At 67.1% G+C, this 14,184-nt stretch carries 10 protein-coding genes; 4 read left to right on the top strand and 6 right to left on the bottom strand.

Annotated features, from left to right (window positions below; all coding sequences use genetic code 11):
- Positions 1 to 32: 32 nt before the first annotated feature.
- Positions 33 to 530, bottom strand: coding sequence for a peptidylprolyl isomerase (locus ACFWUP_RS20025; RefSeq protein WP_379236357.1), 498 nt, complete (start codon positions 528 to 530; stop codon positions 33 to 35).
- A 78-nt stretch (positions 531 to 608) separates the two neighbouring features.
- Here ACFWUP_RS20025 and ACFWUP_RS20020 point away from each other — a divergent pair, with 78 nt between their 5' ends.
- Positions 609 to 3,941, top strand: coding sequence for an arabinosyltransferase domain-containing protein (locus ACFWUP_RS20020; RefSeq protein ID WP_379236355.1), 3,333 nt, complete (start codon positions 609 to 611; stop codon positions 3,939 to 3,941).
- 506 nt (positions 3,942 to 4,447) lie between these two features.
- Here ACFWUP_RS20020 and ACFWUP_RS20015 read toward each other — a convergent pair.
- The 4 genes from ACFWUP_RS20015 to ACFWUP_RS20000 all read right to left on the bottom strand — a co-directional run bounded on the left by ACFWUP_RS20015 (position 4,448) and on the right by ACFWUP_RS20000 (position 10,451).
- Positions 4,448 to 7,942 carry an arabinosyltransferase domain-containing protein gene (locus ACFWUP_RS20015; RefSeq protein WP_379236353.1) on the bottom strand — a complete coding sequence of 1,165 codons (3,495 nt, stop codon included), beginning with the start codon at positions 7,940 to 7,942 and terminating at the stop codon, positions 4,448 to 4,450.
- Between the two features lie 141 nt (positions 7,943 to 8,083).
- A complete protein-coding gene (locus ACFWUP_RS20010; protein WP_379236351.1) occupies positions 8,084 to 8,596 on the bottom strand; it encodes a hypothetical protein in 513 nt (170 codons plus the stop codon).
- Positions 8,597 to 8,788: 192 nt separating this feature from the next.
- Positions 8,789 to 9,319 (bottom strand): hypothetical protein, encoded by a 531-nt coding sequence (locus ACFWUP_RS20005; protein WP_379236349.1) that lies wholly within the window; start codon positions 9,317 to 9,319, stop codon positions 8,789 to 8,791.
- Positions 9,320 to 9,488: 169 nt separating this feature from the next.
- The gene (locus ACFWUP_RS20000; RefSeq protein WP_379236347.1) at positions 9,489 to 10,451 is read right to left on the bottom strand and encodes a helix-turn-helix transcriptional regulator; all 963 of its coding nucleotides are present in this window, start codon (positions 10,449 to 10,451) and stop codon (positions 9,489 to 9,491) included.
- Positions 10,452 to 10,537: 86 nt separating this feature from the next.
- Here ACFWUP_RS20000 and ACFWUP_RS19995 point away from each other — a divergent pair, with 86 nt between their 5' ends.
- The 3 genes from ACFWUP_RS19995 to ACFWUP_RS19985 are packed head-to-tail and all read left to right on the top strand — an operon-like array spanning position 10,538 to position 11,894.
- Entirely contained in the window at positions 10,538 to 11,167 is a 630-nt protein-coding gene (locus ACFWUP_RS19995) for a TIGR03086 family metal-binding protein (protein WP_379236345.1), read from the top strand.
- Between the two features lie 41 nt (positions 11,168 to 11,208).
- On the top strand, positions 11,209 to 11,463 hold the full coding sequence (locus ACFWUP_RS19990; protein ID WP_379236343.1) for an AbrB/MazE/SpoVT family DNA-binding domain-containing protein: 255 nt from the start codon (positions 11,209 to 11,211) through the stop codon (positions 11,461 to 11,463).
- Complete coding sequence (locus ACFWUP_RS19985) at positions 11,460 to 11,894, top strand: PIN domain-containing protein (protein ID WP_379236341.1); 435 nt, start codon at positions 11,460 to 11,462, stop codon at positions 11,892 to 11,894. The genes ACFWUP_RS19990 and ACFWUP_RS19985 overlap by 4 nt, the downstream gene beginning before the upstream one ends.
- Before the next feature lie 89 nt (positions 11,895 to 11,983).
- On the opposite strand, the gene ACFWUP_RS19980 is transcribed toward ACFWUP_RS19985, so the two are convergent.
- A complete protein-coding gene (locus ACFWUP_RS19980; RefSeq protein ID WP_379236339.1) occupies positions 11,984 to 14,047 on the bottom strand; it encodes an arabinofuranosyltransferase in 2,064 nt (687 codons plus the stop codon).
- Positions 14,048 to 14,184: the final 137 nt, after the last annotated feature.

Here is a 14,184-nt window from a genome sequence, read left to right as displayed (position 1 = left end):
GCGGCGCGGCCCGGGATGCTGTGTCGAAAAGATTAAGCGACAGAAGCGGATTCGATGATGACGTCGTCGACGGGGACGTCCTGGTGGGGGCCCGCGCTGCCGGTGTTGACGGCGGCGATCTTGTCGACAACCTCGAAGCCGTCGGTCACCTTGCCGAAAACGGCGTAGCCCCAGCCTTGGCCCTGGGGGGCGGAGTGGTTGAGGAAGGCGTTGTCGGCGATGTTGATGAAGAACTGGGCGGTGGCCGAGTGGGGGTCGTTGGTGCGGGCCATCGCGACGGTGTACTTGTCGTTCTTGAGGCCGTTGGTGGCCTCGTTCTGGATCGGGGCCTTGGTCGGCTTCTGCTTCAGGCCGGGTTCGAAGCCGCCGCCCTGCACCATGAAGTTGGGGATGACGCGGTGGAACACGGTGCCGGCGTAATGGCCCGAGTTCACGTAGTCGACGAAGTTGGCGACCGTGTTCGGCGCGGCCTGGTCGTCCAACTCGAGCACGATCGGTCCGTAATTGGTTTCGAGATTCACCTTGGTCATGGAGTCGAGTCTAGGGAAGTGCACTACTGAGGCGTGCGACCCCTCGCAAGTACCGAGGGAGGGATAGCATGTCGAACCGTGCCAGACGCCGCAACAGCTGTTCTCACCAAGCCTCCTGTCGAGCCGGTGGCCTCCGCGAAGGACTTCCGGATCGCGCGATGGATCGCGATCGTCGCCGGGATTCTCGGTGCCCTGTTCGCGGTGGCCACGCCGTTCCTGCCGGTCTCGCAGACGACCGCGCAGCTGAACTGGCCGCAGAACGGGACGCTGGGCAATATTCAGGCGCCGTTGATGTCGCAGGTGCCGATCGATCTGAATGTGTCGATTCCGTGTAGCGCCGTGTCGACGCTGCCGGAGCAGGGCGGGATGTTGCTGGCGACCGCCCCGGCGCAGGGTGATCGGGCGGCGTTGGAGGCGCTGTTCGTGCGCGTGTCCGATACCGCGGTGGATGTGGTCGATCGCAATGCCGTCGTGGCGTCTGCGGAGCGGTCGGCGATGGACGGGTGTTCGGCGATCCACATCAGTTCCGATCAGTCGCGCACGAGTGCGGAGTTCGTTGGCCTGACCAAGCAGATCGAGCGGCCGATCGCCGGTCAGCCGGGTGTGATGGAGACCGTGCAGGTGCCCGTGCAGGGTCAGCTCGCCGGTGATTTGCGCCCGCAGATCGTCGGCGTGTTCACCGATCTGAAGGGTGAGGTGCCGCAGGGCCTTTCGCTGACCTCGACGATCGATACGCGGTTCTCGTCGAGTCCGTCGCTGATCAAGCTGGTCGCGATCGTCGCGGCCGTGCTGTGCACCCTGCTGGCGCTCGGCGCGCTCGGTCGCCTCGACGGCAGTGACGGGCGCGGGCACCGCCGCTTCCTGCCGCGCAACTGGTTGAAGCCCACCTGGGCCGACGCCGCGGTGATCGGCACGCTGCTGGTGTGGCATTTCGTCGGCGCGAATACCTCCGACGACGGCTACATCCTGTCGATGGTGCGCGTGGCCCCCGACGCGGGCTACACGGCCAACTACTTCCGCTGGTACGGCGTTCCCGAGGCGCCGTTCGGCTGGTACTACTACGTGATCCAGGTGTTCGCCGAGATCTCCACGGCCAGCCCGTGGGTGCGCGTCCCTGCGCTGCTCTGCGCGATCCTCTGCTGGATGGTGATCAGCCGCGAGGTGGTGCCGCGCCTCGGTAACGCGGTGAAGCGCTCGCAGGTGGCGCTGTGGACCGGCGGACTGGTGTTCCTGGCGTTCTGGCTGCCGTTCGACAACGGCCTGCGCTCGGAGCCGATCGTCGCGCTGGGCGCGCTGCTCACCTGGGTGTCGATCGAACGCGCCATCGCCACCGGTCGCCTGCTGCCCGCGGGTATCGCGGTGCTGATCGCGGCGTTCACCCTCGCCGCCGCGCCCACCGGTCTGATGTGTGTGGCCGCACTGCTTGCCGGCATCCGGCCACTGGTGCGGATCATCGTGCACCGTCATCGCCAGTTCGGCACGACCGCGCTGCTCGCCCCGATCGCGTCGGCGGGTCTGCTGGTGCTCACCGTCGTCTACGGCGACCAGACCTTCGCCGGTATCCAGGAAGCCAACCGGGTGCGTCAGGCCACCGGCCCGAACCTGGCCTGGTACGAGGACTACCTGCGCTACTACTACATGTTCGTCGAGACCGTCGACGGCTCCCTGGCCCGGCGCTTCGCCTTCCTGGTGATGCTGCTGTGCCTGTTCACCACGCTGCTGGTGCTGCTGCGCCGCCGTCAGGTGCCCGGCATCGCGTCGGGTCCGACCTGGCGTCTGATGGGCATCGTCTTCGGGACGATCTTCTTCATGATGTTCAACCCCACCAAGTGGACCCACCACTTCGGTGCCTACGCGGGCATCGCGGGTGGGCTCGCGGCGGTGACGGCGGTGGCGGTGTCGCAGAGCGCGCTGCGTTCACGCAAGAACCGGGCGATCTTCCTGGCCGGGTTGCTGTTCGTGCTCGCGCTGTCGTTCTCGGGCATCAACGGCTACTGGTACGTGTCGAGTTACGGCGTGCCGTGGTTCGACAAGACCATCTCGGTGGCCGGTTTCAACTCCAACACCGTGATGCTGATCCTGTTCGGCGTGGCGTTGGCGCTGGTCGGCTGGTACGCGCTGCGCGAGGACTATGTGAAGCCCGTGCCGTCGGCGAAGACCGTGCGCGGCAGGCGGATTCGCAAGTTCGCCGCCATCCCGCTGACCATCGTGGTCGGGCTGATGGTGCTGTTCGAAGTGCTCTCGCTGGTCAAGGGCGCGACGCAGCAGTACCCGGGCTACTCGCTCGGCCGCTCCAACATCGACGCGCTGAGCAACAACTCGTGCGGCCTCGCCAACGATGTGCTGGTCGAAGCCGACCCGAACGGCGGCAGGCTCGACCCGATCATCGACCCGGCCCGCCCGTTCACCAACCCGGACGACCCGCTCGCGGGCACCGGCTCGGTCGGCTTCACCCCCAACGGCGTGCCGGGCGATCTGTCGGCCGACGCGGTCGAGGTGAAGCCGGGCACCGGCAACACCAGCAACCAGTCGGTCGGCGCGGCCTTCGCCGAGGGCGAGAGCGCGGGCACCGGCGGTGGTGAGGGCGCACGCGGCGTCAACGGTTCCACCGTGGCGCTGCCGTTCGGCCTCGACCCGGCGCAGACCCCGATCCTCGGCTCCTACCAGGAGGGCATGCAGCAGCCCGCCCACCTGGAATCGGCCTGGTACGGGCTGCCGGAACGCTCCGACGAGTCGCCGCTGGTGGTGATCAGCGCGGCCGGTCGCATCGCGTCGAAGGACGACACCGGCGCCGACAAGTACGGCCAGGCGCTGTTCGTCGAATACGGCACCCGCAACCCCGACGGCAGCGTCAACGTGCTCGGCGCCTACCAGCCGCGCGATATCGGCCCTGCCCCGTCGTGGCGCAACCTGCGCGTGCCGATGGCCGACCTGCCCGTCGAGGCGAACGCGGTGCGTGTGCTGGTCAACGACCCGATCCTGATCGGCGACCAGTGGCTGGCCTTCACCCCGCCGCGCGTGCCGAAGCTGCAGAGCCTCGATACCTTCATCGGCCGCGATCAGCCGGTGCTGCTCGACTGGGCGGTCGGGCTGCAGTTCCCGTGCCAGCGCCCGTTCGCGCACCGCAACGGCGTGGCCGAGGTGCCGAACTACCGGATCCTGCCGGACCGTCCGCTGGCGATCTCGTCGACCGACACCTGGCAGGCGCAGGAATTCGGTGGACCGCTCGGCATGACGCAGATGCTGGCGGCGCGGGTCACCATCCCGACCTATCTGAAGGACGACTGGGCGCGGGACTGGGGTTCGCTGGAACGCTACGACCAGTACGCGAAGGCCACGCCCGCCGAGCTCACCACCGGCACCGAGGCCCGCAGCGGACTGTGGAGCCCGGGACCCTTGAGAGTCTTCTAGCCCGGATGCTCTGTTCTCGGCGCGCCTCCGCCGATGGACTCCACCGATGGGTGCGACGAAGGAGTGCCCGTAGGGAGGGAAGAGGTGGAGTTAAGCGCCGAGAACCGCGGCGCCAGCCGCCAATAAAAAAGGCGCGGACCACATAGTGTGGTTCGCGCCTTTTTGGTCGTATACGGCAGGAGTCAGACGTTGAGCATGCGACGGTTCAGGTCGCGGCGTAAAACCTCTTGTGAAGGCAGTCTTTCCAGTACTCGCATTACGGCCGGTCGTAGTTCTTGCTTCTCGTCGTCGCTGAGCAAGTCGACGAGATCTCGTAGATCCATGTCATCGAAGGCTCCTGTCATACCCACCAGCGTACGTGCTCAAACGTGCAGGCACAGGTCCTTTACGCTGTCATTTACAGGTGTTTCATGTAATCGAAACCCTAACGGGCACTGAGTTTTTCGTAAGAGACATGCGCCAGTGCCTGGTCACTGCCCTTACGCTGCCACAGTCTGTCCCGCACATCACTGTGCCCGAATTGCCGGTTCTTTCGCTCGTCCCGACTGATTGATCACCGTGACCCCGATCTGGGCAGGCGGCGCGGGCTGATACGGCGTGAACCGTTCCAGCGAGCCCCAGTCGCGGCCGAGATCGTGGTCGAGATAAGTGGGCACAGTCTCGGCCTTCAAGAGCAGATTTGTCCACCCGAGCGGTCCGCCGCCGATGTCGTCCTGCCAGGCATTGGACGCGTCCGAGCCGACCCGGTCGGGCAGAATCCGCCACTTCGGGGCCTCCGCGACGCCGTCGTGGTGCTCGAACGGGCGCTGGCACGGGAAGGCGAGGCCGACGTGCCAGTCCAGCAGCACCGGGTCCTGATGCCCGACGACCGAGTCGAGGGTGGTCAGTTTCGGCAGCCGCGGCGGTGTGACCGCAAGCCACTGCTTGCCGGTGATGTCGTTGTCGGCGGCGACCAGGCGCACCGCGTTCACGCCCTCGGGCAACTGGTCGATCGGGACGCGCAGGTTGCGCCACGACGGCGACGGGCCGATGTCGAGTGGGGCGACGGAGCCGGTCACGTCGACGGAACCGTCGGCCGCACGGGTCCCGTATTCCAGGCGCAGGTCCTGGCCGTAGTGCACGACGCCGTCGGTGTCGACGTAGCGGATCCGTCCGGCTGCGGTGACTACGAGCGCCTGGTAGGCGGGATCGTGGCGCACGCTGTCGCTGAGGTCGACGCGATACCACTGCGAGGTCAGCTTCGCCTGCTGCTGCACGCCCTCCTGGAAGGAGCCGAGGACCGGCGTGCGGGCGGGGTCGAGGCCGAACGGGAGGGCGACGGTGCTGCCGTTGATGCCGGGTGCGGCGCTGGTGCCGCCGCCTGTGCCTGCGCCGGTGGTCTTGGTGGTTTTGTTGGCGGAGTCCTTGTCGACGGAGTTGGCGCCGCCGACCACGGTTTCGTCGGCGTCGGCGGTGAGGTCGTCGGCTACGCCGTCGGGGGTGAAGCCGGTGGATTCGGCGTTCAGTCCGTCGGCGGGGGAGCCGGTGTAGGGGGTGAGCAGGGAATCGGCCGTATTCGACTCCACCAGAACATCATTGGCGAGGGCGCACGTATTGCCTTGCAGCGAATTGATATTCGACTTCGCGATGGAGTACGCGGGGTACTGGGTGATGGCGCCCTTGGCCATCGACGCCACCTCGAACAGCACCAGCAGTGCGGCCGCGATGGTCAGCGGCATGGTGGCGAAGCGGTCGAAACGTGCTGTTTCCCTTGGCTTTCGGTAGGGAGCGCGCAGATGGAAATACAGGGCGACCAGCAGGGCGAGGATGCTGAGGCCGAGGAACAGCGTCGAAACACCCTTGCCCGCCACCATCGGCGCCTTGTCCCAGAACGGGACGCCGAAACTGGACACGTACCACCAGCCGTTGGAGCCGGTGAAGGTCATGGCGAGCAGGAACAGCACTGCCGCCGTGAACAGCGCTCGGTTGCGTGGGGCCTTGATCCCGTTGGTGCCCACCGCAACTGCGGCCAGCGCCGCGAGCGAACCGGCCAGCCCCGCGTAGACGCCGAAGTGGTGGGTCCACTTGGTGGGCGTCCACATCATCAGCAGCAGGGCCGCGAAGACGATGCCGAGGATGCGCACCGACGGGCCGCGTGCGGTGCCGGGGATGCGGCCCTTGCGCAGGACCTGCAGGATGCAGACGAGCAGGCACAGCAGCATCACCAGCACGCCGAAACGGCGGGCGAGGGAGCCGTCGGGGGAGAGCATGAACAGGGAGTCCCAGCGGGTGCGTTCGTCGAACCAGGCGACGTTCGGGCCCACGAGGGTGCGGACGCGGGTGGCCTCCATGACCGTGGCGAGCGTCTGGTCGGCGAAGACGATGATGAGCACCAGGGTGCCTGCGGCGATGCCGGGGGCCAGGAGCGCGGCGTAGCGGAAGATCTTGGCGCCCAGCGATAGTCGTTGTCCTGGACTGCTCACGTCGGCCGTGCCAGGCGAGTTGCCCGCGGTGCTGTCCGAGTTGACCGTGCTGCCTGAGCCAGCTGCGCTATCCGAGCTATCCGAGCTATCCGAGCTATCCGCATGGCCCAGCTTCGCGGCGCCATCGTTGGTCAGCTGGTCGTCAGCCGGGTCGACTTCGCTGTCCGCCGCGATGCGGCGCGGACGCAGACCCTGTGCGCGTTTGATGATGATCTGCATGACCGGCCGGGTGCCCGCGATCATCGCGGCGATGCAGATCAGGCCGGTCGGCCCCGCTGCCAGCGAGAACGCGGCGACGAGAATCGCCAGCGCGGCGGGCAGCAATCGCGCGGTGGCGATGGCGCGTTCGATGAGGCACCAGGTGAGCAGCGCGCCCGCCGCGATCAGCGGTTCGGGGCGAAGGCCGTTGTCGTAGGGCAGCCAGAAGGCCAGGAACACCAGCCCGGCTGTCCACAGCGCCACCTTGTCGCGCCGCACGCGAGCACCCAAGCGCGGCAGCACTTCTCGGCTGATCACCGCCCAGCAGACCAGTCCGGCGGCGAGGGCGGGCAGGCGCATCCACGGGCTGGCGTCGGAGATCTTCGTCATCCAGGCGAGTACCTCGTAGGACCAGCCGAACGGCGCCTCCGGCACCCCGAACCAGCGGTAGTAGTTCGCCATATAGCCCGACGGGCCCGACGCGCGCGCCATATTCAGGATGTAGCCGTCGTCGGAGGTGTTGGCGCCGATCACGTGCCAGCCGAGCAGCGTCGCGACCACCACCACATCGGTGGGCGTGATCCGCCACCAGTGCCGGGGCAGGAAGTGTCGGGCGCGGCGGCCGTCGGTGGTGTCGAGCAGGTGCAGGGCGATCAGCGCGAGCAGGGTGAAGACGCCCGCGCCGATCATCGCCGCCAGTTTCAGGGTGGTCGGGGTGGAGGTGAAGCGGGAGTCGATGTCGGCGTGCAGCCGGGCGCCGGTGAGGGCCGCCGCGTCGAGGTCGGTGTAGACGCCGACGATCTGCGGACGCTTGTCGACGGTGACCGTGTTGCGGAACGGGGTGCCGTCCTTGCGGGCCGCCCCGACGAACTCGACGGTCGTCGCCTCGATCGTCGAGACGATGCTGATCCGGTCGCAGTTGGTGAGCTCTTCAAGGGGCGCCGACAGCATCGGCACGTCGCGGGCCTGCACGGTGAGCACGCCGTCGCGGGAGATGACGCTCAGACCTCGGGAGGTCTGGCCGGAGTCGACCGGGATCGTGGTCAGCAGCGTGGTCGACTGCGGGGTGGCGTAGTCGCGCACGTCGTTGTCGGGCAGCGCGGCCAGCATCGTGCACGGCAGCTGCGCGTCGAGCCGCTGCGGCACATACGACACCAGCGGCGCCTCGACACTCGTCGCGCCCGCCTGCGGCCAATCCAGGGTCGCGCGGTCCTGGCGCACCGGCAGCAGCGGAGTGAGCAGGGCGAGCACGAACCCGAGCAGCCCGCAGACAAGGGCGATCAGGCGGTATCGGGTGAACGCACGTTCAGATCGGTCCGGCACGGGGGTGATGCTATCCATCGAACCTGTGCGCGAGTCGGCGCCGCTCGGTCGGACCCGCCGAGCGAGCCCGGTCATCGTCGCCTTCGACGGCGACGGGATCCGATCGTGTGATCGGGAGCGGCCGTCGGACGTCGCAGGTCAGCGGGTTGATCCGGGTGTCTAGCCGGTTTTGCGGGTGGCCCATTCGAGCTGGGAGCGGGCCCAGTCGGGGATCTCGGCGTCGGGGCGCGGGAAGGCGGCGAATTCGGCGGTGAGGTCGTCGGCCGTGACCTCCGGCATCCAGTCCGCCACGGTGCCGGTGGAGTAGTTGGTCTTGTAGCGGGTAGGGCCCGCGATGAAGATCTCGGCGCTGAGCCAGGCACCCGTGTCCGGGGCGTAGGACATGCGCTTGTGATCGGTGAGGTACTCGAGCACCTCGGCGGGTGGCATCAAGTTGGTGACCGTGCCGTCGCGCTCTTTGATCTGCACCCCGGCGACCGCGTGCTCGCCGACCTGCAGTGACCACAGCAGTGCGAACTTCTGGCCGGGCGAGAGCATGGCGATGGTGGTGTCGATGATCACCCGCTCGATCGCACCGAGTGACTCGAGCTGCTCGCGCGGCTGAGGTTCCCGTGCCAGGCGCTGTGGGCCCGCCAGTAAGGCCTCGATCCGCTCCGGTCGGCTGAGCGTCATAGCAATACCTCTGCATCCGTACCGATCAGCACTACCAAAAACTGATTTCGGTCGGCCGAACTTCCAACATTTCGCAGGGTACCCCCCGCGCGACACCGACCGCGCGGTTTGTTCACCCTGCCCGCACATATTGTGGTCTATCGCGCGCCCGCACACCAGTGGCTACCGGGTGTCGATCAACACAGGTATCTGTTACACCGCCGAAGCGCGCAGGGCGAACCAGCCATCGCGGGGATCGGCGAAACCGTGATAAATCAACGGAATGCGCTGGTCGATCGCGAAATACCGGTACACCGCCGCCATCGCCTGCCGGATCGAATGTGCCTGGAAATCATCGATGCGCCGTACGCCGATGCGTTGCTCGGGCAGCATCTCCAGCCGGGTCAATTCGTCCGGATCGTCCACATCGAGGCCCCACGGTTCTTCGATGAGATGGTCGTGCAGCATCTCACGCGCGGCAGGCGGATCGTGGCGCGGTCCGGTGAACGCGACCTGCTCCGCGCGGGCCAGCCCCCGGGTGTCCAGTGGGGTGCGGACGGCCTGGATCAGGTCGATCAGGTCGATGTCGGGGGCGGGTATTCGGCCGGTGACCGGCGCCTGTTCGAGCAGGTGCAGCATCTGCCCGCCGAGCACCAGCGGTTCGGGTACAAGGAAGACGCTGATGCTCGGGCACGAGCAGTTCAGGCCGGTGAGACACACCCTCGTGTGCAACGGATCGGACATACGTCCTCCTCCGGTAGCGGGTCGCGCGAGACCCGTGACGTGCAGGATCTGATTCCAACGCCATCCGCCGGGGACCTGTGTGAGCCGCCGGCGACGACCGTGCCGCACTCGTCAGTGTAGTGCCGTCGAGCGGGATGAACACCTGGTTCCGGCACGGAACGGAAACGATCTACGGCGCGACCGACTCGGTGTAGCGGCGGGCAAGGGTGCGCAGATGCGCGACCAGTTCGGGCGGGCCGTCGACGCGGAAATCCATCATCAACATGCTGAGGTAGATCGCGATCGTCTCCATCGCGTCGGCGCCGGTGAGCAGCACGCAACTGTGCTCGTCGATCGGCTCCACCACGCCGACCGCCGGGTTGATCCTGGCGATGACCGTCTCGGCGGGTTCCAGGACGGTGACGCGGGCGTGGACACGCCACGCGGTGGAGGCGATGTGGCGCATGACGAAGGCGACGAGGTCGTCGTTCGGGAGGGTGCGTGGGGCGAAGACGCGCGTCTCGGTCTCGGCACGGGTGATCGTGGCAGCTGGAAGTGCCGTCCAGTCATGGGTTTTCATGCTGTAGGCGACCAGGTACCAGCGACGCTGCCAGTTGATCAAGCGGTATGGCTCGAGTTCTGTTGTGCCGTCCGGAGTTTCGATCGTGACCGCGGTGGTGCGGCGGACGGCGTCGGCGAGGGTGGTGAGGATGCCCGCGGCCACCGGTGCGTCCGGTTCGCGGGAGCCGGTGGTGGCGGGGCCGATTTCGGTGGCGTCGCGCAGAGCGGAAACCTTGCGCTGCAGGCGTTTCGGGAGGATCTGTTCGATCTTGCGCAGGGCTCTGCTGAGCTGGTCGCCGATATCGGAGACCGCGAGCGAGCCGTCGTGGGCGACCGCGATGGACAGTGCGACGGCGACGGCTTCCTCGTCGTCGAGGAGCAGCGGCGGCATGGTCGCGCCACGGCCGAGCCGGTAGCCGCCGACCGCACCCCGTTCCGCGTGTACGGGATAGCCGAGTTCGCGTAGTCGTGAAATGTCGTTGCGCACAGTGCGTTCGGTGATGTCGAGGCGGTCGGCGAGCTCGCGGCCGGTGTAGGCGCGGTCCTGCAACAGGGCGAGCAGACGCAGTACGCGTGGGGTTGTCGCAGCCAATTTTCACCTCGTTCGAAATCAGGAAAGAAACGAGCCTAATAGGTTTCTAGGCTGGAGTCGTCAACACCACTACGAAAGGCTCCATCATGAACAGCAACGACTCCCTCGAAACCGTCTGGCGCGACGTGGTCGCCACCTCCTACCAGGCCCTCAGCGACGTCGTCGCCGGCATCACCGACGACCAGTGGAACCTGCCGACACCCTGCTCGGACTGGACCGTCACCCAGGTGATCCAGCTCGCCGCAGGCGACCAGCTCGCCTACGCCGCCGCCCTCGGCGTAGGCCCCGGCCCCACCTACAACCCCTTCGACCCGTCCGGTGAAATCGACGGCACCGCCATCGCCCTCGTCTACGAAGCCATCGACCGAACCGCCGAAGCCTGGGCGACGGTCTCTGCCGAAACCGCCACCGTCCCAACCCCTCTCCCACACGGCGACCTCCCCACCCCGGTCGCAGCCACCCTCGCCGCTCTCGACGCGGCGGTCCACGCCTGGGACATCGCCATCGCCACCGGCCAGCCATCGCCCCTCACCGATGAACTGTCGGCCCACCTCCTCACGGCCGCCCGCACGATCCACCCGTCGCCGGGTTCGGGCGCCGACGCCGAAATCATCGAACCCCTCCGCCAGTGGGGCGCCTACGCCTCGATCGTCGAAGGATCGACCACCAACCCAACCGAAGAACTCCTCCACTACCTCGGCCGCACCACCGCCTGAGCGCGCTATCCTTACTTTTGTACCCAGGTAAGGAGATTGATATGGACGCACTGGCTCGTCTGACATCCAAGGGGCAGCTCACCGTCCCGAAGGCCGTACGCGAAGCGCTGGAGTTACACACCGGCGACAACGTTCACTTCCGGGTCGAGGGCAACGTCGTGGTGCTCGCCAAAACACCCGACCTGCTCGACCTCGCCGGTAGCGTGCCGGTTCCGCCGCAGGTTCGCGGTCGCACATGGGAGGAAATCCGAGAAGCTGCCTGGACACAGCAGTGGCGGGAGGGTCAGGATTCGTGACGGTCTACCTGGATACGAATATCCTGGTCCGGCACTTCACGCAGGATCCGCCGGAGATGGGCAGGCGCGCGACCGCCATGCTCGCGCGGTCAGAAGAGTTCTACCTGCCGGACCTGATCGTGGCAGAAACGGTGTACGTGCTGCAGAGCGTCTACCGAGTGTCGAGGCCCGAGGTGGCCGCACTGACACGGGCAATCGTCGGCTCGCGCAACATCTCTACCGACGACCCAGCCGTCCTGATCAGGGCTGTCGATGTATACGAGCATCATCGGCTGTCGTTCGCCGATGCCTATCTTGTCGCTCTCGCTGAGGCTGACCCCGATTCGGCAATCGGGTCCTTCGACAAGGGGATCAGCAAGGTGGGGACGGTACGGCGCGTCGAGCCCGGAGAAGACGGGTCTTTCTCCGGGACTGCCAAGGGTGCTCCCTGATTTGCTGCACGCATGATTCCGGGGTTCGGACCCCGGGGTCGCTCAGCGAGCTTCGGAGGCGGCGATCACCGGCATCGGATCCCAATACATCAGCGGCGGACCGTGATCAGGGTGAAGGGGCCGAATTCTGTTGTGGTGAAGGTGGGGTCGGTGAAGAGGGACTTGGGGAAGGCGACTGTGTAGCGCTTGACGTTGGGGTCGTTGGGGTAGACGTCTTCGGCCAGGCGGAGGGTGTAGTTGTCGCCGTCGGTGCGGAAGAGGAAGGCGTCGGGGGCTCGCCAGGGGGACTTCGCGAGGGCTTCGACGAGGGCGGGGGAGGTGGGGAGTTTGCTCCAGTCGGCGATGGTGGCGGCGCGGGATTTGAAGTCCGACAGGGGGTTTGCGTAGTGGGAGGTCAGGGCCTGGAAGCCCCAGTAGGGGTAGTAGGCGAGGAAGGTGGTGTCGGCGGTGAGGACGATCGATTCGTCTCGGGGGCGGCCGGTTTGGGTTTGGATGGCGGCGTCGATGTCGCGGTAGTGGGAAACGGCGGAGGGTTTGCGTTGGTCGGCTCGTTGGCCGTTGCCGTCGGTGTCGGTGTAGGCGGTGTCGATTTCGTGGGTGAGGACGGTGGGGATGGTTTGGGCGAAGGCCATGGCGCCGAGGACGGCGATCGCGGCGGCTGCGGTTCGCATCGGGGCGGGTTCGTTCAGGGCCTGGTAGATGGCGGTGGCGCCTTCGACGAAGCCGAAAACGCCTGCTGCGGCGAGTAATGCGAGCAGGACGGGCTCGAGCCGGAAGGACAGGAGGGTGGTACCCGCTGCGGTCGCCAGCATCGACAGCAGCGTCCACAGGTAGATCGACACGACGCCGAGGGCCAATGCCTGTGCGCGCCTGGACGATCCGGCTCGAACCACGAGCCACAGCACGCCGATCACGCACAGGGCGCCGCGCAGCGAGAACTCGAGCATCGGGAACGCCAGCTGTGCGCCGGAGGCAGGCAGGTAGTGGAATGCGCTGCCGGAGGGGATCTTCGCGCCTGCCAGCATCTTCAGCAGGAACGGCGTCCACACGACAAGCGAGAGCGCGACGGCTATACCACCGATTGCCACCAGCTTCGTCAGCGGCAGGATGCCTGCCCGCCACGCAGCCTGATTCGCGGCTATGGACACCGAACCGGCAGCCTCGCGGGTGTTGCCGGCCGTCGTCGCGGCATCGCCGACCGCCTGTCCGGTCGTACTGCTCGAGCCGGCATCAGTAGATGGTTGAGCCAGTGGCTCGACGTTCGCCCTGGCTCCGACCCCGTGACGCCCCGCCAACCGCTGCGCGTGCACAGCGAGACCGGCCGCCACGACCGCCATGACCACCACCGTGAACGCCGCGATCGCCAGGTAGAGCGTGTAAAAACAGGCCGCGACCCCGAGGAACACCCCGGTCCCGAGCACCGCACCCCACCCGCCGGACCGCCGATGCAACGCACCCCACGCCAACACCAGCACCGGCGGAATGAACACCACGAGCACCGCGCCATAAGCCTCCGGCGAGGCGTAAGCCACCGTCATCGCTGTGACAGCGGCAGCCGCGCCCACCGCCATATCCGCGCGAACCAGCTGCATCCACAACACCAGCGCGACAGTCGCGGCGATGGCGAGCAGCCCGATCGCGTACGGCTTGAACACTTCCCAGCCGTCCATGCCGAGCACATTGCCCACGCGCCCGCCGATCCAGAACCACCCGGCCGGGTAGAACGGCGGCAGATCCACATAGGTCATGTCGCGCAGCGCGGCACTGTCGGTGAGCCGCGTCAGGTACTCGGTCCGGAATTCCTGATCCACCGAAACACCGAACAGATACAGCTTCGTCGCCGCCAGGGGCATCCCGAGGGTGACGGTGACAAAGCTCGAAATGCCGATCCAGGAAAGCAGTTTCGTGACCACAGGCCACTTCCGCAGCCGGATCAACAGCACCGACACCACCAGCAGCGCGACAGCGACAACCTGCCCCACCGTGGTCAGCGCACGAGTCACATTGGAGGAGTTGAACGCGGGCCACTGCACCGCCGAAAACGCGAACAGCCCCACCGCGGCCACAATCAGCGCCACCCCGGCCGCCGCGACCCCCTCGCCGACCCCGGTCCAGATCCTGCGCCCCGCCCGCACCTCGTCATTGGTCGTCATCGGCGCGCAATCCTCCGGCTCACTCTGCTCCACGGTCCGGGCCAGCCTAGTGGAGCAGGCATCGGGCCGAACGCCCACGGAGCGGGTCGGTCAGTGGTGCTGCGGGGCGGCGCCGAGCAGGCGCAGCACTAGTGGTC

The organism is Nocardia sp. NPDC058658 (genome assembly GCF_042716665.1).
Taxonomy (GTDB): Bacteria; Actinomycetota; Actinomycetes; order Mycobacteriales; family Mycobacteriaceae; genus Nocardia.
This window is presented reverse-complemented; position numbering and strand designations above follow the sequence as displayed.